The 26,998-nt window shown below is 70.8% G+C and carries 23 protein-coding genes; 20 read left to right on the top strand and 3 right to left on the bottom strand.

Annotation, left to right across the window (positions count from 1 at the left end; all coding sequences use genetic code 11):
- Window positions 1-3: 3 nt before the first annotated feature.
- The 6 genes from ruvB (at window position 4) to AB0C66_RS25005 (ending at window position 8,162) form a co-directional block, all read left to right on the top strand.
- Complete coding sequence (gene ruvB, locus AB0C66_RS25030) at window positions 4-1,092, top strand: Holliday junction branch migration DNA helicase RuvB (RefSeq protein ID WP_362442732.1); 1,089 nt, start codon at window positions 4-6, stop codon at window positions 1,090-1,092.
- 204 nt (window positions 1,093-1,296) lie between these two features.
- Window positions 1,297-1,794, top strand: coding sequence for a preprotein translocase subunit YajC (gene yajC / locus AB0C66_RS25025; RefSeq protein WP_362442729.1), 498 nt, complete (start codon window positions 1,297-1,299; stop codon window positions 1,792-1,794).
- A gap of 146 nt (window positions 1,795-1,940) precedes the next feature.
- Window positions 1,941-3,719, top strand: coding sequence for a protein translocase subunit SecD (gene secD, locus AB0C66_RS25020; protein ID WP_362442726.1), 1,779 nt, complete (start codon window positions 1,941-1,943; stop codon window positions 3,717-3,719).
- Between the two features lies 1 nt (window position 3,720).
- Entirely contained in the window at window positions 3,721-4,854 is a 1,134-nt protein-coding gene (gene secF, locus AB0C66_RS25015) for a protein translocase subunit SecF (protein WP_362442723.1), read from the top strand.
- Entirely contained in the window at window positions 4,851-5,459 is a 609-nt protein-coding gene (locus AB0C66_RS25010) for an adenine phosphoribosyltransferase (protein WP_362442720.1), read from the top strand. The genes secF and AB0C66_RS25010 overlap by 4 nt, the downstream gene beginning before the upstream one ends.
- A 174-nt stretch (window positions 5,460-5,633) precedes the next feature.
- A complete protein-coding gene (locus tag AB0C66_RS25005) occupies window positions 5,634-8,162 on the top strand; it encodes a RelA/SpoT family protein (RefSeq protein ID WP_362442717.1) in 2,529 nt (842 codons plus the stop codon).
- A 104-nt stretch (window positions 8,163-8,266) separates the two neighbouring features.
- Here the strand turns inward: AB0C66_RS25005 and AB0C66_RS25000 are convergent, their stop codons facing one another.
- Window positions 8,267-9,496, bottom strand: coding sequence for a DUF349 domain-containing protein (locus AB0C66_RS25000; protein ID WP_362442714.1), 1,230 nt, complete (start codon window positions 9,494-9,496; stop codon window positions 8,267-8,269).
- Window positions 9,497-9,704: 208 nt separating this feature from the next.
- Window positions 9,705-10,568, bottom strand: a complete 864-nt coding sequence (locus AB0C66_RS24995) for a peptidylprolyl isomerase (RefSeq protein WP_362442711.1) — start codon at window positions 10,566-10,568, stop codon at window positions 9,705-9,707.
- Window positions 10,569-10,712: 144 nt separating this feature from the next.
- Between AB0C66_RS24995 and AB0C66_RS24990 the strand changes: the two genes are divergently transcribed.
- From AB0C66_RS24990 to AB0C66_RS24975, 4 genes are all read left to right on the top strand, one after another.
- Complete coding sequence (locus tag AB0C66_RS24990; protein ID WP_362442708.1) at window positions 10,713-11,429, top strand: MBL fold metallo-hydrolase; 717 nt, start codon at window positions 10,713-10,715, stop codon at window positions 11,427-11,429.
- 13 nt (window positions 11,430-11,442) lie between these two features.
- Window positions 11,443-12,705 (top strand): histidine--tRNA ligase, encoded by a 1,263-nt coding sequence (gene hisS, locus AB0C66_RS24985; protein WP_362442705.1) that lies wholly within the window; start codon window positions 11,443-11,445, stop codon window positions 12,703-12,705.
- Window positions 12,706-13,132: 427 nt separating this feature from the next.
- On the top strand, window positions 13,133-13,789 hold the full coding sequence (locus tag AB0C66_RS24980) for a vitamin K epoxide reductase family protein (protein ID WP_362442702.1): 657 nt from the start codon (window positions 13,133-13,135) through the stop codon (window positions 13,787-13,789).
- A gap of 54 nt (window positions 13,790-13,843) precedes the next feature.
- A complete protein-coding gene (locus tag AB0C66_RS24975; protein WP_362442700.1) occupies window positions 13,844-15,217 on the top strand; it encodes a replication-associated recombination protein A in 1,374 nt (457 codons plus the stop codon).
- Between the two features lie 46 nt (window positions 15,218-15,263).
- Here AB0C66_RS24975 and AB0C66_RS24970 read toward each other — a convergent pair whose 3' ends face one another.
- Window positions 15,264-16,142 carry a DUF2470 domain-containing protein gene (locus AB0C66_RS24970; RefSeq protein WP_362442697.1) on the bottom strand — a complete coding sequence of 293 codons (879 nt, stop codon included), beginning with the start codon at window positions 16,140-16,142 and terminating at the stop codon, window positions 15,264-15,266.
- Between the two features lie 55 nt (window positions 16,143-16,197).
- Here AB0C66_RS24970 and rpsD point away from each other — a divergent pair, with 55 nt between their 5' ends.
- The 10 genes from rpsD to aroB all read left to right on the top strand — a co-directional run bounded on the left by rpsD (window position 16,198) and on the right by aroB (window position 26,874).
- Complete coding sequence (gene rpsD, locus AB0C66_RS24965; protein WP_362442694.1) at window positions 16,198-16,809, top strand: 30S ribosomal protein S4; 612 nt, start codon at window positions 16,198-16,200, stop codon at window positions 16,807-16,809.
- Window positions 16,810-17,077: 268 nt separating this feature from the next.
- Window positions 17,078-17,518 (top strand): DUF948 domain-containing protein, encoded by a 441-nt coding sequence (locus AB0C66_RS24960; RefSeq protein WP_362442691.1) that lies wholly within the window; start codon window positions 17,078-17,080, stop codon window positions 17,516-17,518.
- A gap of 8 nt (window positions 17,519-17,526) precedes the next feature.
- Window positions 17,527-17,847, top strand: coding sequence for a DUF6167 family protein (locus AB0C66_RS24955; RefSeq protein ID WP_362442688.1), 321 nt, complete (start codon window positions 17,527-17,529; stop codon window positions 17,845-17,847).
- On the top strand, window positions 17,847-20,519 hold the full coding sequence (gene alaS, locus AB0C66_RS24950; protein WP_362442685.1) for an alanine--tRNA ligase: 2,673 nt from the start codon (window positions 17,847-17,849) through the stop codon (window positions 20,517-20,519). The genes AB0C66_RS24955 and alaS overlap by 1 nt, the downstream gene beginning before the upstream one ends.
- 2 nt (window positions 20,520-20,521) lie before the next feature.
- A complete protein-coding gene (gene ruvX, locus AB0C66_RS24945; RefSeq protein ID WP_362442682.1) occupies window positions 20,522-20,986 on the top strand; it encodes a Holliday junction resolvase RuvX in 465 nt (154 codons plus the stop codon).
- 91 nt (window positions 20,987-21,077) lie between these two features.
- Window positions 21,078-22,997 carry an endolytic transglycosylase MltG gene (gene mltG / locus AB0C66_RS24940; protein WP_362442679.1) on the top strand — a complete coding sequence of 640 codons (1,920 nt, stop codon included), beginning with the start codon at window positions 21,078-21,080 and terminating at the stop codon, window positions 22,995-22,997.
- Between the two features lie 6 nt (window positions 22,998-23,003).
- The gene (locus AB0C66_RS24935) at window positions 23,004-23,849 is read left to right on the top strand and encodes a shikimate dehydrogenase (RefSeq protein WP_362442677.1); all 846 of its coding nucleotides are present in this window, start codon (window positions 23,004-23,006) and stop codon (window positions 23,847-23,849) included.
- A 174-nt stretch (window positions 23,850-24,023) separates the two neighbouring features.
- Window positions 24,024-25,208: a chorismate synthase gene (aroC, locus tag AB0C66_RS24930; protein WP_362442674.1), complete on the top strand. Its 1,185-nt coding sequence runs from the start codon at window positions 24,024-24,026 to the stop codon at window positions 25,206-25,208.
- A 38-nt stretch (window positions 25,209-25,246) separates the two neighbouring features.
- Window positions 25,247-25,729, top strand: a complete 483-nt coding sequence (locus AB0C66_RS24925; protein ID WP_362443295.1) for a shikimate kinase — start codon at window positions 25,247-25,249, stop codon at window positions 25,727-25,729.
- A complete protein-coding gene (gene aroB / locus AB0C66_RS24920; protein WP_362442671.1) occupies window positions 25,726-26,874 on the top strand; it encodes a 3-dehydroquinate synthase in 1,149 nt (382 codons plus the stop codon). Before AB0C66_RS24925 ends, aroB begins: the two co-directional genes overlap by 4 nt.
- Window positions 26,875-26,998 lie beyond the last annotated feature (124 nt).

Genomic DNA, 26,998 nt, shown 5'->3' with positions numbered 1-26,998 from the left:
GCAGTGAACTGGGACGACACCGCACCGGCCACCGCCGATGAGCTGCCCCCCGGCGCGGGCGGAAGGCTGGTCGGCGCCGACGCCGATGGCGAGGACCAGGCGGTGGAGGCCGCGCTGCGCCCCAAGGACCTCGGTGAGTTCGTCGGCCAGGAGCGGGTGCGCGAGCAGCTGGACCTGGTGCTCAAGGCCGCCCGGCAGCGTGGCGGCACCGCCGACCACGTCCTGCTCTCCGGCGCCCCGGGGCTCGGCAAGACCACCCTCTCGATGATCATCGCCGCCGAGATGGGCGCCCCCATCCGGATCACCTCCGGCCCCGCCATCCAGCACGCGGGTGATCTCGCCGCGATCCTCTCCTCCCTCACCGAGGGTGAGGTGCTGTTCCTGGACGAGATCCACCGCATGTCCCGGCCGGCCGAGGAGATGCTCTACATGGCGATGGAGGACTTCCGGGTCGACGTGATCGTCGGCAAGGGGCCCGGCGCCACCGCCATCCCGCTGGAGCTTCCGCCGTTCACACTGGTCGGGGCGACCACCCGGGCCGGACTGCTGCCGCCACCGCTGCGCGACCGCTTCGGCTTCACCGGCCATATGGAGTTCTACGCCCCGGCCGAGCTGGAGCGCGTCATCCACCGCTCCGCCGGGCTGCTCGACGTCACCATCGGGCCCGAGGGCGCCGCCGAGATCGCCGGGCGTTCCCGCGGCACGCCCCGGATCGCCAACCGCCTGCTGCGCCGGGTGCGCGACTACGCCCAGGTCAAGGCCGACGGCGTGATCACCCGCGAGATCGCCGCCAGCGCCCTGGCCGTCTACGACGTGGACGGCCGCGGTCTGGACCGGCTGGACCGCGCGGTGCTCAGCGCCCTGCTCAAGCTGTTCGGCGGCGGCCCGGTGGGGCTGTCCACGCTGGCGGTGGCCGTGGGGGAGGAGCGCGAGACGGTCGAGGAGGTCGCCGAGCCGTTCCTGGTGCGGGAGGGGCTGCTGGCCCGTACCCCCAGGGGGCGGGTGGGCACGCCCGCGGCCTGGGCCCATCTGGGGCTCACCCCGCCGCCGCAGACCGGTGCGGGCGGGCAGAAGGGTCTGTTCGAGGCATGAGGGCGCGGTTCTTCGGCATCATGGGCCGAAGAGCGAATAATGGCGGCGTCAGGAACCCCGACACCCTGCCGGGCGTTGTTCCATTGGCGTGGGCTCGCTTAGACTCCGCCGATGCCGACCGTATGCCGTCCGGGAACCGTGCGGTGTATCCATCCCCGAAAACCAGGCCGCATCCCCGCGGTCGTGTGAAGGAATTTCCGTCCCGTGAATATCGTGACTCTCCTGCCGTTCATCGTGCTCATCGGGGCCATGTTCCTGATGACCCGATCGGCCAAGAACAAGCAGCGCCAGGCCGCCCAGATGCGCAATGAGATGCACCCCGGCACCGGTGTGCGGACCATCGGCGGCATGTACGGCACGGTCAAGGAGGTCAACGACGACACGGTCCTCCTCGAGGTGGCCCCCGGCGTGCACGCGATCTACGCGAAGAACGCCGTGGGTGCCGTCCTCCCCGACGAGGAGTACAACCGCATCGTCCACGGCATCGACCCCGAGGCCGACGGCCACGACCCTGTCGTCCCCGATGACGCCTCCTCGCTGACCGGGGGTGCGCACACCGACGCCGACGGCGATGACGCCGAGAAGGCCGACGAGGCCGAGAAGGCGGACAAGGTCGAGAAGATCGACCTCGGCAAGGGCGACGCCGACACGGCGGACGCGTCCGACGGCGAGAAGCGGGACGGCAGCACCGACGCGAAGTAGACACGTACTGGGAACCGCGGCGCCCACCGCTCGGCGTGCCGCGGTTTCCGGACGGTTAGGGCTCCGCAGGGGCCGTCCCCCACAAGACTTCGTGGCCGCCTGCCGCACCCCGGGTGCGGGGCGGTTGGACAGGGAGATACGACAAGGTGGCAGCACCGAAGAAGCGCCGCAAGTCACCCGGGGCACAGGGCAGGCCCGGACGCGCCCTGGCAGTGATCCTGATCGCCATCGTGGCGCTCACCGGGGGGATGTTCCTCTCCGGTCACACCACGCCGCGGCTGGGCATCGACCTCGCGGGCGGCACCAGCTTCACGCTGGAGGCGAAGAACCAGCCGGGCAGGCCCAACGCGATCAACACGGACAATATGAACACGGCCGTCAGCATCATCGAGCGGCGTGTGAACGGTCTGGGTGTGTCCGAGGCCGAGGTCCAGACGCAGGGCAACAAGCACATCATCGTGAACATCCCCAAGGGGACGAACGCGAAGCAGGCCCGGCAGCAGGTCGGCACCACCGCCCAGCTCTACTTCCGCCCGGTGACCACCTCCACCACCTCCGGCGGGAAGACCCCCCAGCCCACCCCGACCCCCACCGCCAGCGGCGACAAGGGCGACAAGGCTGACAAGGGCGACAAGAGCGACAAGGGTCAGCAGGGCGACAAGGACAAGCAGGGCGGTCAGCCCTCGGACGGTCCGTCGGCCAGCGCCAGCACCCAGGGCCGCGCCGTGCCCAACGCGCTGAAGGCCGACAAGACGCCGACGCCGGACCCGTCGAAGACCCCCAAGGGCGACCAGACCAAGAAGCCCTCCGCCCCCGACGGGCAGAAGCAGCTGGCCAAGGACTTCGCCGCGCTGGACTGCACCACCAAGAAGGGCCGCGCCGCGGCGGCCGAGAAGGCGGCCAACGCCAAGCCGAGCGACACGATCGTCGCCTGTGGCCAGAAGGGCGACGCCAAGTACGTCCTCGGCCCCTCCCAGGTCGAGGGCACCGACGTGGACGACGCCTCGGCCGTCTTCGAGAGCCAGAACGCCTCGGGCTGGATCGTGCAGCTCGACTTCAACGGCAAGGGCTCCAAGAAGTTCGCCGATGTGACCGGCCAGCTGGCGTCCAAGCAGCCCCCGCAGAACCGCTTCGCGATCACCCTCGACGGTGAGGTCGTCTCCGACCCCGAGGTCAACACGGCGATCAACGGTGGCCGCGCCACCATCTCCGGCGGCTTCACCCAGCAGAGCGCCGAGGACCTGGCCAACGTGCTGTCCTACGGCGCCCTCCCGCTGACCTTCGACATCGCGGACGAGACCACCGTCTCCGCCGCCCTCGGCGGTGAGCAGCTCCACGCGGGTCTGATCGCCGGTGCCATCGGTATGGCCCTGGTCGTGCTCTACCTGGTCATCTACTACCGCGGTCTGGCCCTGGTGGCCATGGCCAGCCTCGGCGTCTCCGCGGTGCTCACCTACACGATCATGGTGCTGCTCGGCCCCGGTATCGGCTTCGCGCTGAACCTCCCGGCGGTCTGCGGCGCGATCGTGGCCATCGGTATCACCGCCGACTCGTTCATCGTCTACTTCGAACGGATCCGGGACGAGATCCGGGAGGGCCGCACGCTGCGCCCCGCCGTCGAGCGCGGCTGGCCGCGGGCCCGGCGCACCATCCTGGTCTCCGACTTCGTGTCGTTCCTGGCCGCCGCGGTGCTCTACATCGTCACCGTCGGCAAGGTGCAGGGCTTCGCCTTCACCCTGGGTCTGACCACGCTGCTCGATGTCGCGGTGGTGTTCCTGTTCACCAAGCCGCTGATGACGCTCCTCGCCCGCCGCCCGTTCTTCGGGAACGGCCATCCCTGGTCCGGTCTGGACCCCCAGCGCCTGGGAGCCACACCGCCCCTGCGCCGGCGCCGTTCCGCCCCCGCCGACACGAAGGAGGCGTGAGATGTCGCGACTCGGCAATCTCGGCGCCAGGCTCTACCGAGGCGAGGTCGGCTACGACTTCGTCGGCAAGCGCAAGATCTGGTACGGCATCTCGATACTGATCACCATCACGGCCATCGTCGGCCTGGCGGTGCGCGGCCTCAACATGGGCATCGAGTTCTCCGGCGGCGCGGTCTTCACCACGCCCAACTCCAGTTCCAGCGTCTCGACTTCCGAGGTCCGCCACACCGCAGAGGTGGCCGCCGACGGCCACACCGTGGTCGTCCAGGAGCTCGGCCGCGGCGGTCTGCGGATCCAGATCAGCGAGCTGGGCACCAAGGAGGCGCTGCCGGTCCAGGAGGCGCTGTCCAAGAAGCTCGGCGTCTCCACCAACAAGATCGACACCCAGCTGGTCGGCCCGAGCTGGGGCGAGCAGATCGCCAGCAAGGCGTGGCAGGGTCTGGCGATCTTCATGGTGCTGGTGGTGATCTATCTCGCCATCGCCTTCGAGTGGCGGATGGCACTGGCCGCCCTGATCGCGCTGATCCACGACCTGACCATCACGGTCGGGGTCTACGCACTGGTCGGATTCGAAGTCACCCCGGGCACCGTGATCGGTCTGCTCACGATCCTCGGTTATTCGCTCTACGACACCGTCGTGGTCTTCGACGGCCTCAAGGAAGCGTCGAAGGACCTCACCAAACAGAACCGCTTCACCTACAGCGAGATCGCCAACCGCAGCCTCAACTCGACCCTGGTGCGCTCCATCAACACCACGGTCGTGGCGCTGCTGCCGGTCGGCGCGCTGCTGTTCATCGGTGGCGGTCTGCTCGGCGCGGGCATGCTCAACGACATCTCGCTGTCGCTGTTCGTCGGCCTGGCCGCCGGTGCCTACTCCTCGATCTTCATCGCCACTCCGCTCGTCGCCGATCTGAAGGAGCGCGACCCGCGGATGAAGGCGCTGGCCAAGCGGGTGCGCGCCAAGCGTGCCGCGGCCGCCAAGGCCGAGGCCGGTGGCGACAAGCCGGCCGAGGAGGGCGACAGTGGCGCCGACCTCCAGGACGCCGCGGCGGCCCCCGCCGGGGTCGTCGGCCAGCGCAGCCAGGCCGCCTCGCGAGGCCGGGGCCGTGGCCGACCGTCGGGCAAGCGCCGATGAGCGCCGGGACGACGGGCACCGCGACCGGTGAGCAGGGTGGCGCGGCCGGATTTCACGGCACCGCCGCCGAGGAGCTGCGCGGGCTGCTGCTGAGCCGGATCCAGGATGTGCCGGACTATCCGAAGCCGGGCGTGATGTTCAAGGACATCACCCCGCTGCTGGCCGACGCCGCCGCGTTCGGTGCGCTGACCGACGCACTGGCCGAGCTCGCCGTCCGGCACCGGGCGGACAAGATCGTGGGCTTGGAGGCGAGGGGCTTCATCCTCGCCGCCCCGGCCGCCGTCCGCGCCGGGATCGGCTTCGTCCCCGTCCGCAAGGCCGGGAAGCTCCCCGGGGCGACCCTGGCCCAGGCGTACGAGCTGGAGTACGGCACCGCGGAGATCGAGATACACGCCGACGCCCTCACCCCGGGCGACCGGGTCCTGGTCATCGACGACGTGCTGGCCACCGGCGGCACCGCCGAGGCGTCCCTCCAGCTGATCCGGCGGGCCGGCGCCCAGGTCGCCGGGGTGGCCGTGCTGCTGGAGCTCGGCTTCCTCCAGGGCCGCGGCCGTCTGCTGGGCCCGCTCGACAGCGCACCGCTGGAGGCGCTGATCACCATCTGAGCGGTATCGGGCCGATACCGCCGCCGGAGGGCGGGGACCTGCGATCATGCCGGGTTCCCGCCCTCCGTCATGCCCGCCCTCGCCCGCTCCGCCCGACCGACAGGCAAGCGGAGTGGCGGGATCGATACCATGGCACCCCGACCTCTTGAGGTCCGGACCGCTTGAGGAGTGCTCTTGCCAGACGAGGCCCAGCCGCTCTCGCCCCACGTCCGCCCGGGAGGATCCCCCTCCGCGCACCCGGACGCGCCGACCGCCGCCGAGCCGACGGCGGCCTCCGGCACGCCCCGGACCAGCGGTGACAGCCCGGCCGCGAGCGGCCCCGAGCAGAAGGGCCCACGGCCCGCCGCGGGCCGTGGCAGCAGCCTGCCGTCCACCGCCGCCCGCCCGGCGACCGGCCCCGCGCCCCGTTCGGGTTCGTCCAACCGCGTCCGGGCCCGCCTGGCCCGCCTCGGCGTCCAGCGCTCCAGCCCGTACAACCCGGTGCTGGAGCCCCTGCTGCGGATCGTCCGCGGCAACGACCCCAAGGCCGACGCGGGGACCCTGCGGCAGATCGAGCGCGCCTACCAGGTGGCCGAGCGCTGGCACCGCGGCCAGAAGCGCAAAAGCGGCGATCCGTACATCACCCACCCCCTCGCGGTCACCACGATCCTCGCCGAGTTGGGTATGGATCCGGCCACTCTGATGGCCGGGCTGCTGCATGACACCGTCGAGGACACCGAATACGGCCTGGACACCCTGCGCCGTGACTTCGGCGACCAGGTCGCCCTGCTCGTCGACGGCGTCACCAAGCTGGACAAGGTCAAGTTCGGCGAGGCCGCCCAGGCCGAGACCGTGCGCAAGATGGTCGTCGCCATGGCCAAGGACCCGCGCGTCCTGGTCATCAAGCTGGCCGACCGGCTGCACAACATGCGCACCATGCGCTACCTCAAGCGGGAGAAGCAGGAGAAGAAGGCCCGCGAGACGCTGGAGATCTACGCTCCGCTCGCCCATCGCCTGGGCATGAACACCATCAAGTGGGAGCTGGAGGACCTCGCCTTCGCGATCCTCTACCCCAAGATGTACGACGAGATCGTCCGGCTGGTCGCCGAGCGGGCCCCCAAGCGCGATGAGTACCTGGCCGTCGTCACCGACCAGGTCCAGGGCGATCTGCGGGCGGCGCGCATCAAGGCCACCGTCACCGGGCGGCCCAAGCACTACTACTCCGTCTACCAGAAGATGATCGTCCGCGGCCGCGACTTCGCCGAGATCTACGACCTGGTGGGCATCCGGGTCCTCGTCGACACCGTCCGTGACTGCTACGCGGCGCTCGGGACCATCCACGCGCGGTGGAACCCGGTGCCCGGGCGGTTCAAGGACTACATCGCGATGCCCAAGTTCAACATGTACCAGTCGCTGCACACGACGGTCATCGGGCCCAGCGGCAAGCCGGTCGAGCTCCAGATCCGCACCTTCGACATGCACCGCCGCGCCGAGTACGGCATCGCCGCGCACTGGAAGTACAAGCAGGAGGCCGTCGCCGGTGCCTCCAAGGTGCGCACCGATGTGCCCCGCAAGCCCGGCAAGGACGACGCCATCAACGACATGGCGTGGCTGCGGCAGCTCCTGGACTGGCAGAAGGAGACCGAGGACCCCGGCGAGTTCCTGGAGTCCCTGCGCTTCGACCTCTCCCGTAACGAGGTCTTCGTCTTCACGCCCAAGGGCGATGTCATAGCGCTGCCGGCCGGGGCCACCCCGGTGGACTTCGCCTACGCCGTGCACACCGAGGTCGGCCACCGCACCATAGGGGCCCGGGTCAACGGCCGCCTGGTGCCGCTGGAGTCCACCCTCGACAACGGTGACCTGGTCGAGGTCTTCACCTCCAAGGCGGCGGGCGCCGGGCCCTCCCGCGACTGGCTGGGCTTCGTGAAGTCCCCGCGCGCCCGCAACAAGATCCGCGCCTGGTTCTCCAAGGAGCGCCGCGACGAGGCGATCGAGCAGGGCAAGGACGCGATCGTGCGGGCGATGCGCAAGCAGAACCTGCCCATCCAGCGCATCCTCACCGGTGACTCACTGGTCACCCTGGCCCATGAGATGCGCTACCCGGACATCTCCTCGCTCTACGCGGCCATCGGCGAGGGCCATGTCTCCGCGCAGAACGTGGTCAACAAGCTGGTCCAGGCCCTCGGCGGCGAGGAGGCCGCCAACGAGGACATCGCCGAGACCGCGCCGCCCATGCGCAGCCGCACCAAGCGCCGCTCCAGCGCCGACCCCGGTGTGGTGGTCAAGGGTGTCGAGGACGTCTGGGTCAAGCTGGCCCGCTGCTGTACGCCGGTGCCGGGCGACCCCATCATCGGCTTCGTCACCCGCGGCAGCGGCGTCTCGGTGCACCGCGCCGACTGTGTCAACGTGGACTCGCTCTCCCAGCAGCCCGAGCGCATCCTCGACGTCGAGTGGGCACCCACCCAGTCGTCGGTCTTCCTGGTCGCCATCCAGGTCGAGGCGCTGGACCGGTCCCGGCTGCTGTCGGACGTCACCCGCGTCCTGTCCGACCAGCACGTCAACATCCTGTCGGCGGCCGTGCAGACCTCCCGCGACCGGGTGGCCGTCTCACGCTTCACCTTCGAGATGGGCGACCCCAAGCATCTGGGACATGTCCTGAAGGCCGTACGCGGCGTCGAGGGCGTCTACGACGTGTACCGGGTCACCTCGGCCCGGCAGCGCTGAGCCAGGCCCCACAGGCGCCGTACAGCGACGAACAACGGCGGCCCCGGTGATCCGGGGCCGCCGTTGTTCGTCGCCGTCGCGTCGGACGCGTGGGCGCGGCTCGCTCAGCCGCCGAACTCCTCCAGGCCCTTGAGCGCCTGGTCCAGCAGCGCCTGCCGCCCCTCCAGCTCCTTGGCCAGCTTGTCGGCCTTGGCGTTGTTCCCCGCCGCGCGGGCGGCGTCGATCTGCTTGCGCAGCTTGTCCACCGCGTCCTGGAGCTGGCCGGTCAGCCCCGCGGCACGGGCCCGCGCCTCGGGGTTGGTCCGCCGCCACTCCACTTCCTCGGCGTCCTGGAGGGCGCGCTCCACCGCGTGCAGCCGCCCCTCGATCCGCGCCCGGGAGTCCCGCGGTACATGGCCGATGGCCTCCCACCGCTCGTTGACCGACCGGAAGGCCGCGCGGGACGCCTTGAGATCCGAGATCGGCAGCAGCTTCTCGGCCTCGACGACCAGCTCCTCCTTGCGGGCCAGGTTCTCCCGCTGCTCGGCGTCGCGCTCGGCGAAGACCTCGCCACGGGCCTGGAAGAAGACGTCCTGCGCCCCGCGGAAGCGGTTCCACAGGTCGTCCTCGGCCTCGCGCTGCGCGCGGCCCGCGGCCTTCCAGTCCGACATCAGCTCCCGGTACCGGGCGGCCGTGGGCCCCCAGTCGGTGGAGCCGGACAGCGCCTCGGCCTCGGCGACCAGCTTCTCCTTGGTCTGCCGGGCCTCCTCGCGCTGTGCGTCCAGCGCCGCGAAATGCGCCTTGCGGCGCTTGGAGAACGCCGAGCGGGCGTGCGAGAAGCGGTGCCACAGCTCGTCGTCGGTCTTGCGGTCGAGACGCGGCAGCCCCTTCCAGGTGTCGACCAGGGCGCGCAGCCGCTCCCCGGCGGCCCGCCACTGCTCGCTGGCGGCGAGCTCCTCGGCCTCGGCGACCAGTGCCTCCTTGGACCTGCGGGCTTCCTCGGTCTGGTGGGCCTTGGCCGCCTTGCGCTGCTCACGGCGGTTCTCGACGTCCCCGGCGAGCTTGTCGAGCCGCTTCTTGAGCGCTTCCAGATCACCGACCACATGGTGCTCGTCGACCTGCTGCCGGATGTGCTCGAGGGCGGCCGTCGCGTCCTTGGCGGACAGGTCGGTGGTCTTCACCCGGCGCTCGAGGAGGCCGATCTCGACGACCAGGCCGTCGTACTTGCGCTCGAAGTAGGCGAGGGCCTCTTCCGGAGAGCCCGCCTGCCACGATCCGACGACCTGCTCGCCGTCGGCCGTACGCACGTACACGGTCCCCGCCTCGTCGACGCGGCCCCAAGGCTCGCTGCTCACAGCGCCTCCTCCACATGATGCCGGGGCGGGCGCGCGGCCCGCCGGCATCGTCCACAGTTTCTTCCGGCCGGGAAACGCCCGGGCCGGTCCCACAGCAAGGTGGCAGCCATCGGGGCGGGCACCCTACACAACGCCAACATAGGCGAACCGTGCCCCGGCTGTCCGTATCCTGCGCGACCGAAATTTCGCAGTACGCACGTCAGAGGCGTCAGGACGCGGAGACCGTCGCCTTGTTGATCTTCACGGTCGCGTTCGGGGCGGTGTTCCCGGTCTGGTCCGGGGGAGCGGCGCCCGCGTTGCCGATCTTCTTCAGGACCTTCATCCCGTCCTTGGTGACCGTGCCGAAGGGGGTGTAGTCCGGTGGCAGCTGGCTGTTCTGGTAGACGAGGAAGAACTGGCTGCCGCCGCTGTTCCGGCCCTTCTTGGTCTGGGCGTTGTACTGGTTGGCCATCGCCACCGTGCCGGCCGGGTAGACGTTCCCCTTGAGCGAGGGGTCCTTCAGGTTCTCGTCCGGGATCGTGTAGCCCGGGCCGCCCCGGCCGGTGCCCTGCGGATCGCCGCACTGGAGCACGAAGATGCCCTGGTTGGTCAGCCGGTGGCAGGAGGTGTGGTCGAGGTAGCCCTTCTTCGCCAGGAAGTCGAAGGAGTTGACCGTGTGCGGCGCCTTGTCCGCCTTCAGGTCGATGGGGATGTCCCCACAGGTCGTCTCCAGCTTCATGGTGTACGAGCCCGCCTTGTCGATGGTGACCTCGGGCTCCTTCTTCCAGGTCATCTTCTCGGGCTTCTCGCCCTTGACCTTCTTCGCGCCCTCGGCGCAGGGGTCCGGCGCCTTCTTCGTCGGCGGCGGGGTGGGGGGCGTGGCGGCGGAGTCGTCCTTCGTCTTGTCGTCGCCGCCCCCGGACAGCGCGCCCACGGCCGCCACCGCGCCGCCCGCCGCCAGCACCACGGCCAGCGTCGAGGCGATCACCGTGTTGCGACGGCGCGCCTTGTCCCGGGCCGTCTGGCGCCGCTGCTGCTGCCGAAGGTACTTCTCCCGGGCGAGTTGCCGCCGCCGCTGCTCGTTAGTGACCACCGGGTCGTCTCCTCCTGGCGTGTGCCGTCGGTCTCATGACTGATCGCTCGGCCGTACCGTATACGGGTTCGCTGTGGCGGGGCCGCCGCCGGTAGGCTCTGGAGCTGCCGACATTCTTCTGCCGGACGACCTTTAAGGACGATCGTGCTCATTGCCGGGTTCCCCGCCGGGGCCTGGGGGACCAACTGCTACCTGGTCGCCCCCGCCGCCGGCGAGGAGTGCGTGATCATCGACCCGGGCCATCAGGCGGCCCAAGGAGTCGAGGAGGCGATCGCCAAGCATCGGCTCAAGCCCGTCGCCGTCGTCCTCACCCACGGCCACCTCGACCACGTCGCCTCGGTGGTGCCGGTCTGCGGCGCCCATGACGTACCGGCCTGGATCCACCCGGCGGACCGCTTCATGATGAGCGACCCCGAGAAGGCCCTCGGCCGCTCCATCGGTCTGCCGCTGCTGGGCGAGCTCACCGTGGGCGAACCGGACGACGTCAGGGAGCTGGCCGACGGCGCCGAGCTGAAGCTGGCCGGGCTGGAGCTGACCGTCGCCCACGCACCGGGCCATACCAAGGGGTCGGTGACCTTCCGGATGCCCGAGCAGACGGACGTCCCGTCCGTCTTCTTCTCGGGCGACCTGCTGTTCGCCGGCTCCATCGGACGCACCGACCTGCCCGGCGGCGACCACGGCGAGATCCTCCAGTCGCTGGCCCGTGTGGTCCTGCCGCTCGACGACTCGACCGTGGTGCTGTCCGGCCACGGCCCCCAGACCAGCATCGGCCGCGAGCGCGCCACCAACCCCTTCCTGCGGGAGGTGGCCGCTGGCCTCGGAGACGGCACCCAGGAGCCGGCTCCGCGACGAGGAATGTGACGAGAGAACTGCCGTGAGCACCTTCAAGGCCCCCCGGGGCACCTATGACCTGATCCCGCCGGTCTCCGCGACCTATCTCGCGGTGCGCGAGGCCATCGCCGCGCCGCTGCGGCGGTCCGGCTACGGCTATGTGGAGACCCCCGGCTTCGAGAACGTGGAGCTCTTCGCGCGCGGTGTCGGGGAGTCCACCGACATCGTGACCAAGGAGATGTACACCCTCACCACCAAGGGCGGCGACGAGCTCGCACTGCGCCCCGAGGGCACCGCCTCGGTGCTGCGCGCCGCGCTGGAGGCCAATCTCCACAAGGCCGGATCCCTGCCGGTCAAGCTCTGGTACTCCGGCTCGTACTACCGCTACGAGCGCCCCCAGAAGGGCCGTTACCGCCACTTCTCCCAGGTCGGCGCCGAGGCGATCGGCGCCGAGGACCCGGCCCTGGACGCCGAGTTGATCCTCCTCGCCCACAACGCCTACCGCTCCCTGGGGCTGCGCGACTTCCGCATCCTGCTGAACTCGCTGGGCGACGCCGAGTGCCGCCCCGTCTACCGGGCCGCCCTCCAGGAGTTCCTGCGCGGTCTGGACCTGGACGAGGACACCCGCCGCCGGATCGAGATCAACCCGCTGCGGGTGCTGGACGACAAGCGCGACGCCGTCCAGAAGCAGCTGACCGGCGCACCGCTGCTGCGCGACTACCTGTGCGACGGCTGCCGCGCCTACCACGCCGAGGTGCGCGAGCTGATCAGCGCGCAGGGCGTGACCTTCGAGGACGACCCCAAGCTGGTCCGCGGGCTGGACTACTACACCCGCACCACCTTCGAGTTCGTCCACGACGGCCTCGGCTCCCAGTCCGCGGTCGGCGGCGGCGGCCGCTACGACGGCCTCTCCGAGATGATCGGCGGCCCCGCCCTGCCCTCCGTCGGCTGGGCGCTCGGCGTGGACCGCACGGTGCTGGCCCTGGAGGCCGAGGGCATCGAGCTGGACCTGCCGGACGCCACCAGCGTCTTCGCGGTGCCGCTCGGGGAGGAGGCCCGGAAGGTCCTCTTCGGTGTGGTGGCCGAGCTCCGTACGGCGGGCATCGCCACCGACTTCGCCTACGGTGGCAAGGGTCTCAAGGCCGCCATGAAGGCGGCCAACCGCAGCGGCGCCCGCTATGCGATCGTCGCCGGTGAGCGCGACTTCGCCGAGGGCGTGGTCCAGCTCAAGGACATGGAGTCCGGCGAGCAGACCCCGGTCCCCCTCGACAAGGTCGTCCCCACCCTCCGCACCAAGCTGAACTGACCCCGGCGAACGGCCACTTGTGCCCCGTCACCCCTGCGGGGATGGCGGGGCACGGCCGTGGTGCGCGCAGCGGGAGACGGGCCGGTGCCGACGGATCGTCAACGAGACGATGGCCGATTCATCCCGCCTATGCGGGACATGACCGCACGCCGGTCCCCGGCGCCGTCGAAGCGGGTATCCGGCCAAGCACGATGACCCTGTATCACTTGCCCAACGGCCCTGATGGCTGGTCAACGCGGACATGGTCACGAGCCTGGTGTGGCGGGCGGTTTCGGGGGACGACCGGGCGGGCGGTCTTATGTCCGTCGAACGGGGGATACGCGATGATGGCCGGGCCGTGCTGTCCGGGCCGTACGGCGACGCCCGGTGCGGCACAATGGCCGTGCCCGACGGGGCTGGACACTGTGGGAGAGCGACGGACGGCGATATGGCGACGACAGTGATGGACGACGTGGAGTCCGGGGAGACGCGGGAGAGCGTGCGGACCGGGACCGGAGGCGGTCGCGCCTTCGCCCTGCTGCTCGTGATCACCGGAGCGCTGGGGCTGCTCGCCGCATGGGTCATCACGATCGACAAGAACAAGATCCTCGAGGCCAAGGCCGAGGGGAAGACCTTCACCCCCGGGTGCAGCCTCAACCCCATCGTCTCCTGCGGCAACATCATGGAGAGCGACCAGGCCCAGGCGTTCGGCTTCCCGAACCCGATGCTGGGGCTGGTCGCCTACGGGATCGTCATCTGCGTGGGGATGTCCCTGCTGACCGGGGCCCGCTTCCCGCGCTGGTACTGGCTGACGTTCAACGCGGGCACGCTCTTCGGCGTCGCGTTCTGCACCTGGCTCCAGTACCAGTCGCTGTACGTCATCGGCTCGTTGTGCCTGTGGTGCTGCCTGGCCTGGGTCGCCACCATCGTGATGTTCTGCTACATCACCGGCTACAACATCAAGCACGGTTACCTCCCGGCGCCGGAGGGGCTCAAGCGGGGGCTGCTGGAGTTCCACTGGGTGGTGCCGGTGCTGTGGGTGGGCATCATCGGGATCATGATCCTGACCCGCTGGTGGGACTTCTGGACCGGCGCCCAGGGCTGAGCGGGCGACCGCTCGGCGGCGGGCGTTGTCGGTGGGGTGTCATAGGCTTCCCGCGTGGAGCCAGACCTGTTCACCGCCGCCGCCGAGGAACGCCAGGAGAAGGACCCCGCCAGCAGTCCGCTGGCGGTGCGCATGCGCCCGCGCACCCTGGACGAGGTCGTGGGGCAGCAGCATCTGCTGCGGCCCGGGTCTCCGCTGCGGAGACTGGTCGGCGAGGGCAGCGGGGGACCGGCCGGGCCGTCGTCGGTGATCCTCTGGGGGCCGCCGGGCATCGGCAAGACCACGCTGGCGTATGTGGTCAGCCAGGCCACCCAGAAGCGCTTCGTGGAGCTGTCGGCGATCACCGCGGGGGTCAAGGAGGTGCGGGCCGTCATCGACGGGGCGCGTCGGTCCTCCGGGGCGTACGGCCGCGAGACGGTGCTGTTCCTCGATGAGATCCACCGCTTCAGCAAGGCCCAGCAGGACTCCCTGCTGCCCGCCGTGGAGAACCGCTGGGTGACGCTGATCGCCGCCACCACCGAGAATCCGTACTTCTCGGTGATCTCACCGCTGCTGTCCCGTTCGCTGCTGCTCACCCTGGAGCCGCTGACCGATGACGATCTGCGCGGGCTGCTGAGCCGGGCGCTGGCCGACGAGCGCGGGCTCGGGGGCGCGGTCACCCTGCCCGAGGAGGCCGAGGCGCATCTGCTGCGGATCGCGGGCGGTGACGCCCGGCGCGCGCTGACGGCGCTGGAGGCGGGCGCGGGCTCGGCGATAGCCAAGGGCGAGGCCGAGGTCACGCTGACCACGCTGGAGGAGGCGGTCGACCGGGCCGCGGTGAAGTACGACCGCGCGGGCGATCAGCATTACGACGTGGCGAGCGCCCTCATCAAGTCCATCCGCGGCTCGGATGTGGACGCGGCGCTGCACTATCTGGCGCGGATGATCGAGGCCGGGGAGGATCCGCGGTTCATCGCGCGGCGGCTGATGATCTCGGCGAGCGAGGACATCGGACTGGCCGATCCCACCGCACTGCCCACCGCCGTGGCGGCGGCCCAGGCGGTCGCGCTGATCGGCTTCCCCGAGGCCGCGCTGACGCTGAGCCACGCGACCATCGCGCTGGCCCTCGCGCCCAAGTCCAACGCCGCCACCACCGCGATCGGCGCGGCGCTCGCGGACGTCCGGGCGGGGCTCGCCGGGGCGGTGCCGCCGCATCTGCGGGACGGCCACTACAAGGGCGCCGAGAAGCTGGGCCACGCCCAGGGCTATCTCTATCCGCATGACCTTCCGGGCGGGATCGCGGCGCAGCAGTACGCCCCCGACACGATCCACGGCAAGCGGTACTACCAGCCGACCCGTTACGGGGCGGAGGCGCGTTACGCCGATGTGGTCGAGCGCGTGCGCGCCCGGCTGCGCGGCGATGCGCCCCCCACACCCGATGCGTCGTAGCTGCCGCGCGCTCCTCTCTTCGGGTGCGTTCTCCGGCTCTCCGGGGTCAACCGGCCGCGTGGAACAGCAGGTGCATCACCCGCCGCAGCTCGGAGACGCCGCGCACCGGCTCGGGGAAGTCGAACCGCGCGTCGAAGGGCTGGCCGGAGGCGTCGGTGAAGCGGACCCGCAGTCCGAAGCGGTCCAGGGCCACCGGGATCGCCTCGCCATGGGTGTGGACCAGCGACGAGCGGTCGCCGAGCAGTGTGCTCAGCCCGCGCACCTGGTCGCTGTGGGCCGAGTGCAGATGCTGGAGCAGATCGGCCTCGTGCGCGGCCAGCGGATCGGGGTCGGCCATGGCGAAGGCCTCGGCCTCGACATCGTCCGCGCCCCACAGGTCCTCCACACACGCCTCGGCGACCTCCAGCCGCAGCAGCGTCCACGAGCCGCGCGGGGCGGGGCTGTTGCCGGAGTCGGGCAGCAGCGCCTCCCGCAGTCCGAGCAGTTCCCCGACCGGGTGGCGTTCGGCCATCAGGGCGGCGCCGGCCGCCCGCTCGCCGTTGCGCGCAGGGGTGAGCCAGCCGGAGATCCAGGCGCGGCCGCGGATCCGGTGGGGCATCGCGACCGGAGCGACGTCCGTGATCTCCATCACACCGGCCAGGTCGTCATGCTGGGCGTACGCGGCGGCGCGGGCCGCCGGAGAGCCGCCGGGGACCAGCAGCAGAACATCCCCTTCGGGGGTCACGGTGCGGGCGGCCGGCTCATGCATTCCAAGATCGTCCGGGACCTCGATTCCGGGAATCGACAAAGACGCCGTAGCCTTGGCATCCACGAGAGTACGTATGCGCTCTGCCGCCGACGGCCGCAGGGCGCCTTCCATGGGACGCGGCTGACCCTTCTCGGCGCTCTGACCAGTGCTGGGCAGGGGGATCCCAGGTCGAAACATGCGTTCTCCTCGGCTAAGGTAAGGCTAACCTAACGTACATGGAGGTTCGTTCCACGTGAACCAGTCGCGTCCCAAGGTCAAGAAGTCGCGAGCGCTCGGCATCGCGCTGACCCCGAAGGCCGTCAAGTATTTCGAGGCTCGCCCGTACCCGCCGGGTGAGCACGGCCGTGGCCGCAAGCAGACCAGTGACTACAAGGTCCGTCTGCTGGAGAAGCAGCGTCTGCGCGCTCAGTACGACATCAGTGAGCGCCAGATGGCCCGTGCCTACGACCGCGCTCGGAAGGTCGAAGGCAAGACGGGCGAAGCCCTGATCGTCGAGCTTGAGCGCCGTCTGGACGCGCTCGTCCTGCGGAGCGGTATCGCCCGCACGATCTACCAGGCCCGCCAGATGGTGGTCCACGGTCACATCGAGGTCAACGGCCGCAAGGTCGACAAGCCCTCCTTCCGCGTCCGCCCGGACGACGTGGTGATGGTCCGCGAGCGCAGCCGCGACAAGCACCCGTTCCAGGTGGCCCGTGAGGGTGGCTACGCCCCCGACGGCGAGATCCCGCGTTACCTTCAGGTCAACCTGAAGGCGCTCGCCTTCCGGCTGGACCGGGACCCCAACCGCAAGGAGATCCCGGTGATCTGCGACGAGCAGCTCGTCGTCGAGTACTACGCCCGCTGATCCAGCGGACACCGCGTACTCATCCGGCCCGCGGGCTCCCTCGACATCGGTCGACGGGGGCCCGCGGGTCGTTCTGCTCCCCCACTGCCCGGTCCGGTCCCCTCCGGGCGCCGCGGCCGGGCCCGAGCGCCGGGCCCTAATGCGTTTCAGGTGGGCCCGCGCGGCGCGATAAGGTCGATACCTGCCGCCCGCGCCCGGATACCGCCCGAGAGCGGCGGGCGACGGACGACCGATACGACGACGAGCGGCAGCAGGGGAGCGGTGCAACGTGTCCGGTGGAGAGGTGGCCGGGATCCTCGTGGCCGTCTTCTGGGCGATCCTCGTGTCCTTCCTCGCCTTCGCGCTGGTGAGACTCGCGCAGACGCTCAAGGCGACCACCAAGCTGGTGGCCGAGGTCACCGAGCAGGCCGTGCCGCTGCTCAGCGAGGCGTCCGCGACCGTCCGCTCCGCCAACACCCAGCTCGCGCGGGTGGACTCGATCGCGGCCGATGTCCAGGAGGTCACCTCCAACGCCTCCGCGCTCTCCTCGACCGTCTCCACCGCCTTCGGCGGACCGCTGGTCAAGGTGGCCGCGTTCGGCTACGGCGTACGCCGGGCGATCGGCCGCAAGGGGCGCCCGGACGAACAGCCGGCGCGCACCGTCGTCGTCGGCAAGACCCTGCCGTCCGCCCGCCGGGGCGGCCGCCGCAACCGTGGATCGAAGGGCTGACAGACCGGATGTTCCGCCGCACATTCTGGTTCACCACCGGCGTCGCCGCCGGCGTATGGGCCACCACCAAGGTCAACCGCAAGCTCAACCAGCTCACCCCGGAGAGCCTGGCGGCGCAGGCCGCCGACCGGGCGGTGCTCGCGGGCCGGCGGATCAAGGTCTTCGCGCTCGATGTCCGGGACGGCATGGCCGACCGCGAGGCGGCGCTCAAGGACGCGCTGGGGCTGACCGCGGCGCCCGCCAACGACGTCCGGCAGCTGCCCGCCCAGCGCGGCCGCCCCCAGCTCACCCACCCCCACCACACACCCGCCGGAAATGAGGACCACTGATGGAGTCGGCTGAAATCCGCCGCCGCTGGCTGCGCTTCTTCGAGGAGCGCGGGCACACCGTCGTGCCGTCGGCGTCGCTCATCGCGGACGACCCGACGCTGCTCCTGGTTCCCGCCGGCATGGTCCCGTTCAAGCCGTACTTCCTCGGTGAGGTCAAGCCGCCCTTCGACCGGGCCGTCAGCGTGCAGAAGTGCGTCCGCACCCCGGACATCGAAGAGGTCGGCAAGACCACCCGGCACGGCACCTTCTTCCAGATGTGCGGCAACTTCTCCTTCGGCGACTACTTCAAAGAAGGCGCCATCCGCTATGCCTGGGAGCTGCTGACCTCCTCTGTCGAGGACGGCGGCTACGGTCTGGACCCCGAGCGGCTCTGGATCACCGTCTACGAGCAGGACGACGAGGCCGAGCGCATCTGGCGCGAGGTCATCGGCGTCCCCGCCGGGCGCATCCAGCGGCTGGGCATGGGCCCCAACTACTGGTCCATGGGCGTCCCCGGCCCCTGTGGCCCCTGCTCCGAGATCAACTACGACCGTGGTCCGGAGTTCGGCGAGGAGGGCGGCCCGGCCGTCAACGACGAGCGCTACGTGGAGATCTGGAACCTGGTCTTCATGCAGTACGAGCGCGGTCCGGGCGAGGGCAAGGAGAACTTCCCGATCCTCGGTGAGCTCCCCTCCAAGAACATCGACACCGGTCTCGGCCTCGAGCGGCTCGCCATGATCCTCCAGGGCGTGCACAACATGTACGAGACCGACACCCTGCGCGTGGTCATGGACAAGGGCACCGAGCTGACCGGGGTCGCCTACGGCACCGCCCAGGACAGCGATGTCTCGCTGCGCGTGGTCGCCGACCATATGCGCACCTCCGTGATGCTCATCGGCGACGGTGTCACCCCCGGCAACGAGGGCCGCGGCTATGTGCTGCGCCGCATCATGCGCCGCGCCATCCGCAACATGCGCATCCTCGGTGCCACCGGCCCGGTCGTCGGCGAACTGGTCGACGTCGTCCTGAAGACGATGGGCCAGCAGTACCCGGAGCTGCTCACCGACCGCAAGCGCATCGAGACGGTCGCCCTCGCCGAGGAGGCGGCCTTCCTCAAGACGCTCAAGGCCGGTACCAACATCCTGGACACCGCCGTCAGCGACACCAAGGCCGCCGGTGGCGAAGTCCTCCCCGGCGACAAGGCGTTCCTGCTCCACGACACCTGGGGCTTCCCGATCGACCTCACCCTCGAGATGGCCGCCGAACAGGGCCTGAGCGTGGACGAGGACGGCTTCCGCCGTCTGATGAAGGAGCAGCGGGAGCGCGCCAAGGCCGACGCCAGGGCCAAGAAGACCGGCCACGCCGATATGTCCGCCTACCGCGAGGTCGCCGACACTTCCGGCTCCACCGTCTTCACCGGCTACACCGACGTCGAGGGCGAATCCACCGTCGTGGGACTGCTCGTCGACGGGGTGTCCTCGCCCGCCGCCTCCGAGGGCGACGAGGTCGAGGTCGTCCTCGACCGCACCCCCTTCTACGCCGAAGGCGGTGGCCAGCTCGCCGACAGCGGCAAGATCAAGCTGGACTCCGGCGCCGTCGTCGAGGTGCGGGACGTCCAGCAGCCGGTCCCCGGCGTCAGCGTGCACAAGGGCGTCGTACAGGTCGGCGAGGTGACGGTCGGCTCGAGCGCCTACGCCCAGATCGACATCACCCGCCGCCGTGCCATCGCCCGCGCCCACAGCGCCACCCACCTCACCCACCAGGCGCTGCGCGACGCCCTCGGCCCGACCGCCGCCCAGGCCGGTTCGGAGAACTCGCCCGGCCGCTTCCGCTTCGACTTCGGCTCCCCGGCCGCCGTGCCCGGCACCGTGCTCACCGATGTCGAGCAGAAGATCAACGAGGTCCTCGCCCGGGAACTCGACGTCACCGCCGAGGTGATGAGCATGGACGAGGCCAAGAAGCAGGGCGCCATCGCCGAGTTCGGCGAGAAGTACGGCGACCGGGTGCGCGTGGTGACCATCGGCGACTTCTCCAAGGAGCTGTGCGGCGGCACCCATGTGCACAACACCGCTCAGCTGGGTCTGGTGAAGCTGCTCGGCGAGTCCTCCATCGGCTCCGGGGTGCGCCGGGTCGAGGCCCTGGTGGGCGTGGACGCCTACCACTTCCTCGCCCGTGAGCACACGGTGGTCTCCCGGCTGACCGAGCTGGTCAAGGGCCGCCCGGAGGAGCTGCCGGAGAAGATCTCCGGCATGCTCACCAAGCTCAAGGAGGCCGAGAAGGAGATCGAGCGGTTCCGCGCCGAGAAGGTGCTCCAGGCCGCCGCCGGTCTCGCCGCGGGCGCCAAGGACGTCCGGGGGGTGGCCCTGGCCGCCGCCCGGGTGCCGGACGGCACCTCCGCCGACGATCTGCGCAAGCTGGTGCTGGACGTCCGCGGGCGCATCCCAGGTGACCGCCCGGCCGTCACCGCCCTGTTCACGGTGGCGGGCGGCCGTCCGCTGACCGTCATCGCCACCAACGAGGCCGCCCGTGAGCGCGGTCTGAAAGCCGGTGACCTGGTCCGCGCCGCCGCCAAGACGCTCGGCGGCGGAGGCGGCGGCAAGCCGGACGTCGCCCAGGGCGGCGGCCAGAACCCGGACGCCGTCGCCGAGGCCATCGAGGCCGTCGAGCGGCTCGTCGCGGAATCGGGCAAGTAGCGGTGCGACGCGGCAGGCGGATCGCCATCGACGTCGGGGACGCCCGGATCGGGGTCGCCTCGTGCGACCCCGACGGGATCCTCGCCACCCCTGTGGAGACCGTGCCGGGACGTGACATCCCGGCCGCCCACAAGCGGCTGGCGGCCATCGTGGCGGAGTACGAACCCCTCGAGGTGGTGGTCGGCCTGCCGCGTTCGCTCAGCGGACGCGAGGGGCCGGCCGCGGCCAAGGTGCGCACCTTCGCACGGGAGTTGGCGCGGCGGGTGCGGCCGGTGTCGGTACGGCTGGTCGACGAGCGTATGACCACTGTCACAGCGTCCCAGGGGCTGCGCGCTTCCGGCGTGACGTCCAAGAAGGGGCGTTCGGTGGTTGACCAGGCGGCCGCCGTGGTGATCCTCCAGAGCGCGCTGGAGGCGGAGCGTACCTCGGGCCGGCCGCCGGGCGAAGCCGTCGAAGTGGTCATCTGATCGCGATACGGTAACGTTCCGGGCGACATGGCAACCGCACACCGTGCCCCAAGCAACGACCGCGGTCGCCACCACCGTCGCTAGGGGTTCGATGACTGAGTACGGCCGGGGACCCGGCTCACAACCGTGGCATCCCGAGGACCCGTTGTACGGGGACCAGGGGTGGGGCCAGCAGGCGGTTACCGGTCAGGACCCCCACCAGCAGGACGCTTACGGCCAGGACCCCTACGCGCAGGACCCGTACGGACAGAGCGGTCACGGACAGGACGGCTACCAGCAGAACGGCTACGGTCAAAGCGGGCACGGGCAGGGCGGATACGGTCACGCTCAGGACGGATACGGGCACGGCGGCCAGGGGCAGAACGGCTACCCTCAGGATCCTTACGGCCAGGATCCGTACGGACACCAGCGCGACCCCCATGGATATCCGCAGGACCCCCAGCAGTTCCAGCAGTACCCCCAACAGCCGCAGTGGAACGGCCAGGACGGCGGCTATCCGCAAGGGCAGGGGCAGTCGTACCAGGACGGCGGCTGGGACGGCGGCTACGGCGGCGGGCTCGATCCACACGATCCGTATGCCCGGCCCACGGATCCTTACGGCGGCGGCCAGGGTGCCCAGCCCCCCGCCGACTACTACCCCCAGGACGGCTACCACCAGCAGGTTCCCCCGCAGTCGGCGCCGCAGACCCAGGCGATGCCGCGGATCGAGCCGGAGGCCCCGCGGACCCGGACGATGCCGCGCGTTCCGCAGGAACCCGCCGCGGAGGAACCGGGACCGCCGCAGCCCGCCGGGCGCGAGGACGAGGACCACCCGTTCTTCCAGGACGGCAGGGGCAGCCGTGGCCGGATCCCGTCGGACGACGACGGGGAGGACGCCGACGAGGACACCGACGGCGGTGAGCGCCGCGGCAAGAAGGGCGGATCGGGCAAACCCGCCAAGCGCCGCAGCGGTGTGGCCTGTCTCTTCGTGACCGTCGCCCTGGTGGGTGTGGTCGGCGGAGGCGGCTACTTCGCCTACGACTTCTGGCAGACCCGCTTCGGCCCGGCGCCGGACTACTCCGGTGCGGGCGCCGGTTCGGTCAGCGTGGAGATCCCCGAGGGCTCGGGCGGTGCCGCGATCGGCGACATCCTCACCAACAAGGGCGTGGTCAAGAGCAGCCGGGCCTTTGTGAAGGCCGTGGAGGACAGCGGCAAGGTCATCCAGCCGGGCAGCTACACCCTGAAGAAGGAGATGTCCGGCGCGGCCGCGGTCACGATGATGACCGACGGTTCGGGAAGCAATGTCCTGATGGTCACCGAGGGCATGCGCAACGCCACGATCTACGCCGCCCTCGACAAGAAGATCGGCCTCGAGTCCGGTACCACCGCGGACATCGCCAAGAAGAAGGCCAAGAAGCTGGGCCTGCCCTCCTGGGCCGATGACAACGCCAAGATCAAGGATCCGCTGGAAGGATTCCTCTACCCGTCCCGCTACAGCGTGGGCAAGAGCGCCAAGCCCGAGGACGTCCTCCGCAAGATGGTCGCCCTGGCCCGGCAGAACTACGCCAAGCAGGACCTGGAGGGCAAGGCCGAGGACCTGGGCCTGAAGTCGCCACTGCAACTGATCACTGTTGCCAGCCTGGTGCAGGCGGAGGGCGTGACCCACAGCGACTTCCGCAAGATGTCCGAAGTGGTCTACAACCGGCTGAAACCGGGCAACACCGAGACCAACGGCAAGCTGGAGTTCGACTCCACGTACAACTACATCAAGAACCAGAGCAAGATCGATATCTCGATCAGCGAGATCAAGAGGTACAACAACCCGTACAACACGTACTTCTACGCCGGTCTGCCGCCCGGCCCGATCGGCAACCCGGGCCAGGACGCGCTCAAGGCGGCGATGAACCCGACCGACGACGGCTGGTTCTACTTCATCTCGCTCGACGGCAAGACGAGCAAGTTCTCCAAGACCTACGCCGAGCACCAGAAGTGGGTCGACAAGTTCAACAGGCAGCGCAAGAACAACGACTGAGGAAAGATGTCGGAAAACCGCAGGGCCGCGGTGCTCGGTTCGCCCATCGCCCACTCCCTGTCACCGGTGCTGCACCGGGCCGCCTACCGCGAACTGGGCCTGGACGGCTGGGTCTACGACCGCTTCGAGGTGGACGAGGCCGCGCTGCCGGGCTTCTTCGAGCGGCTCGGCGAGGACGGCGGGCCCGGCTGGGCGGGGCTCTCGCTCACCATGCCGCTCAAGCGCGCCGTCATTCCGCTACTGGACCGGATCAGCGACACCGCGGCCTCGGTGGAGGCCGTCAACACCGTGGTCTTCACCGACGACGGCGGGCGTATCGGGGACAACACCGATATTCCGGGCATGCCGGCCGCCCTGCGGGAGCGCGGGGTGGCGACGGTGGAGCGCGCCGCGGTACTGGGCGCCGGGGCCACCGCCTCCTCGGCGCTGGCCGCACTCGCCCGTATCTGCGACGGCGAGGTCACCGCGTATGTGCGCAGCGCGGCACGCGCGGCCGAGATGCGGCAGTGGGGCGAGCGGCTCGGAGTGGCGGTGCGCACGGCGGACTGGGCCGACGCGGCCAGGGCCTTCGACGCCCCGCTGGTGATCGCCACCACCCCGGCGGGCACCACCGACGCACTCGCCGGAGCCGTCCCGGACCGCCCCGGCGCGCTGTTCGACGTGCTCTACGACCCCTGGCCGACCCCGCTGGCCGCCGCCTGGTCGGCGCGGGGCGGCGCCGTCGTCGGGGGCCTCGACCTGCTGGTGCACCAGGCGGTCCTCCAGGTCGAGCAGATGACCGGCCGGGCCCCCGCGCCGCTGGCCGCGATGCGCGGGGCGGGCGAGGCCGCGCTGGCGGCGCGCTCCCACTGACCCCGCCGCCATCCGGGATCGGATGGTCCGCCAGCTGGACCGGAGCCCCGGGCGCCGCCGCGGACGTGGGAGGATCGGAGGTGGCGGGCCGGGGCCGCGTGCCCCCAGCCACCGCTGGGAAGTGTGCCCAGGCCGCGCCGTACGACGTCGAGGCCCGAGCATGAGGGAGCACCGTTGAGCAGGTTGCGTTGGCTGACCGCGGGGGAGTCGCACGGCCCCGCACTCGTGGCGACGCTGGAGGGACTGCCCGCCGGTGTGCCGATCACCACCGAGATGGTGGCGGACGCCCTGGCCCGGCGGCGGCTCGGCTACGGCCGCGGGGCCCGTATGAAGTTCGAGCGTGACGAGGTCACCTTCCTCGGCGGCGTACGCCACGGGCTGACCCTCGGCTCCCCGGTCGCGATCATGGTCGGCAATACGGAGTGGCCGAAGTGGGAGCAGGTCATGGCCGCCGACCCGGTGGACGACGAGGTGCTGGCGGGGCTGGCGCGTAACGCGCCGCTCACCCGCCCCCGCCCCGGCCACGCCGACCTGGCCGGTATGCAGAAGTACGGCTTCGACGAGGCCCGCCCGATCCTGGAGCGCGCCAGCGCCCGGGAGACCGCCGCCCGGGTCGCCCTCGGCACCGTCGCCCGCTCCTACCTCAAGGAGACGGCCGGGATCGAGATCGTCTCCCATGTGGTGGAGCTGGCCGCGGCCAAGGCCCCCTACGGCGTCTACCCCACACCGTCCGATGTCGAGCGGCTGGACGCCGACCCGGTGCGCTGCCTGGACGCGGACGCGAGCAAGGCGATGGTCGCCGAGATCGACCAGGCCCACCAGGACGGCGACACCCTCGGCGGCGTCGTCGAGGTGCTGGCCTACGGCGTACCGGTGGGCCTCGGCTCGCATGTGCACTGGGACCGTCGGCTGGACGCCCGGCTCGCGGCCGCGCTGATGGGCATCCAGGCCATCAAGGGCGTCGAGGTGGGCGACGGCTTCGACCTCGCCCGGGTGCCCGGCTCCAAGGCGCATGACGAGATCCTGCCGACCGACGACGGCATCAAGCGCGCCTCCGGCCGTTCCGGCGGCACCGAGGGCGGGCTGACCACCGGCGAGCTGCTGCGCGTGCGCGCCGCGATGAAGCCGATCGCGACCGTGCCGCGCGCCCTGGCCACCATCGACGTCACCACCGGTGAGCCGACCAAGGCCCACCACCAGCGCTCCGATGTGTGCGCCGTCCCGGCCGCCGGGATCGTCGCCGAGGCGATGGTCGCACTGGTGCTGGCCGACGCGGTCGCGGAGAAGTTCGGCGGTGACTCGGTCCCCGAGACCCGCCGCAATGTGCGGAGCTTCCTCGAGAACCTGGCCATCCGGTGAGCGGGCCGGACGGGCCCGCGGTGGTCCTGGTCGGACCCATGGGCGTCGGGAAGACCACCGTCGGGCGGGTGCTCGCGGACCGGCTGGGCACCACCTTCCGTGACACCGACGACGATATCGTCGCCACCGCGGGCAAGGAGATCCCGGAGCTCTTCATCGACGAGGGCGAGCCGCACTTCCGCGAGCTGGAGCGGCAGGCGGTACGGACCGCGGTGGCCGAGCACACCGGTGTGCTCGCGCTGGGCGGCGGCGCGGTCATGGACGAGGGCACCCGTGCCCTGCTGTCCGGCCGTCCGGTCGTCTTCCTGGAGATGGGCGTCGCCGAGGCCGTCCGGCGCACCGGTCTGGACGCCCCGCGTCCGCTGCTCGCCGTCAACCCCCGGCAGCGCTGGCGCGAGTTGATGGAGCAGCGCCGCCCCCTGTACACCGAGGTCGCCCGTGCCGTGGTGGCGACCGAGGGCCGCCCCCCCGAAGACGTCGCCGACGCCGTCCTGGACGCACTGGAGCTGAAGAAGGCATGACCACCGACACCCCCACGCGCATCCAGGTCGCCGGTACGGCCGGGACCGCGCCGTACGAGGTCCTGGTCGGACGGCAGTTGCTGGGCGAGCTCCCCGGGCTGATCGGCACGGCTGCCCGCCCGTCTCCCACCGCCACCCTCAAACGAGGCGCTTCGCGCCACGGCGTTGTCCAGCGGGTCGCCGTGCTGCACCCCGAGGCGCTGGCCGAGACCGGTGAGGCGATCCGCCAGGACCTCGCCGACCAGGGCTACGAGGCCATCGCCATCCAGCTGCCCAACGCGGAGGAGGCCAAGACCGTCGAGGTCGCCGCGTACTGCTGGAAGGCGCTCGGCCAGACGGGCTTCACCCGCACCGATGTGATCGTCGGGGTCGGCGGCGGCGCCACCACCGATATCGCGGGCTTCGTGGCCGCCACCTGGCTGCGCGGAGTGCGCTGGCTCGCCGTGCCGACCACCGTGCTGGGCATGGTGGACGCGGCGGTCGGCGGCAAGACCGGGATCAACACGGCAGAGGGCAAGAACCTCGTCGGTGCCTTCCACCCCCCGGCCGGGGTGCTGTGCGACCTGGCCGCGCTGGACTCGCTGCCGGTCCATGACTATGTGAGCGGGCTGGCCGAGATCATCAAGGCGGGCTTCATCGCCGACCCGGCGATCCTGGAGCTCATCGAGCGGGACCCGGCCGCGGCCCGCACCCCCGCCGGTCCGCACACCGCCGAGCTGATCGAGCGCTCCATCCGGGTCAAGGCCGAGGTCGTCTCCAGCGACCTCAAGGAATCCCGTCTGCGCGAGATCCTCAACTACGGGCACACCCTCGCGCACGCCATCGAGAAGAACGAGCGCTACAACTGGCGGCACGGCGCCGCGGTCTCCGTCGGCATGGTCTTCGCGGCCGAACTCGGCCGTCTCGCGGGCCGGTTGGACGACGCCACCGCCGACCGGCACCGCGCCGTGCTGGAGTCCGTGGGCCTGCCGCTGACCTACCGCGGCGACCAGTGGCCCCGGCTGCTGGAGACCATGAAGGTCGACAAGAAGTCCCGCGGTGACCTCTTGCGGTTCATCGTGCTGGACGGTCTCGGCAAACCCTCGGTGCTGGAGGGCCCGGACCCGGCCGTGCTGCTCGCGGCGTACGGGGAGATCTCGGCCTGAGCGAGGGCTTGGGCGAAGGCCCGGGCGGGGCCGCCGCCCGCTAAGAATTTACAGGTCAGAATCTAGGTGTCTCATCGGCGCTCCGCCGGGCGGTCGGCTCGCTCGCGCCCCTGTCCGACGGCAC

Source organism: Streptomyces sp. NPDC048636, assembly GCF_040650655.1.
In the GTDB taxonomy this organism is placed as follows: Bacteria; Actinomycetota; Actinomycetes; order Streptomycetales; family Streptomycetaceae; genus Streptomyces.
This window is presented reverse-complemented; position numbering and strand designations above follow the sequence as displayed.

What these genes read in the sequence shown, in the direction of transcription:
- mltG (WP_362442679.1), top strand. Translation starts at nt 21,078, where the DNA reads ATGACTGAGTACGGCCGGGGACCCGGCTCACAACCGTGGCATCCCGAG.
- secF (WP_362442723.1), top strand. Translation starts at nt 3,721, where the DNA reads ATGTCGCGACTCGGCAATCTCGGCGCCAGGCTCTACCGAGGCGAGGTC.
- AB0C66_RS25010 (WP_362442720.1), top strand. Translation starts at nt 4,851, where the DNA reads ATGAGCGCCGGGACGACGGGCACCGCGACCGGTGAGCAGGGTGGCGCG.
- AB0C66_RS24925 (WP_362443295.1), top strand. Translation starts at nt 25,247, where the DNA reads ATGGGCGTCGGGAAGACCACCGTCGGGCGGGTGCTCGCGGACCGGCTG.
- AB0C66_RS24970 (WP_362442697.1), bottom strand. Translation starts at nt 16,142, where the DNA reads ATGTTTCGACCTGGGATCCCCCTGCCCAGCACTGGTCAGAGCGCCGAG.
- AB0C66_RS24955 (WP_362442688.1), top strand. Translation starts at nt 17,527, where the DNA reads ATGTTCCGCCGCACATTCTGGTTCACCACCGGCGTCGCCGCCGGCGTA.
- AB0C66_RS24935 (WP_362442677.1), top strand. Translation starts at nt 23,004, where the DNA reads ATGTCGGAAAACCGCAGGGCCGCGGTGCTCGGTTCGCCCATCGCCCAC.
- AB0C66_RS24980 (WP_362442702.1), top strand. Translation starts at nt 13,133, where the DNA reads ATGGCGACGACAGTGATGGACGACGTGGAGTCCGGGGAGACGCGGGAG.
- alaS (WP_362442685.1), top strand. Translation starts at nt 17,847, where the DNA reads ATGGAGTCGGCTGAAATCCGCCGCCGCTGGCTGCGCTTCTTCGAGGAG.
- aroB (WP_362442671.1), top strand. Translation starts at nt 25,726, where the DNA reads ATGACCACCGACACCCCCACGCGCATCCAGGTCGCCGGTACGGCCGGG.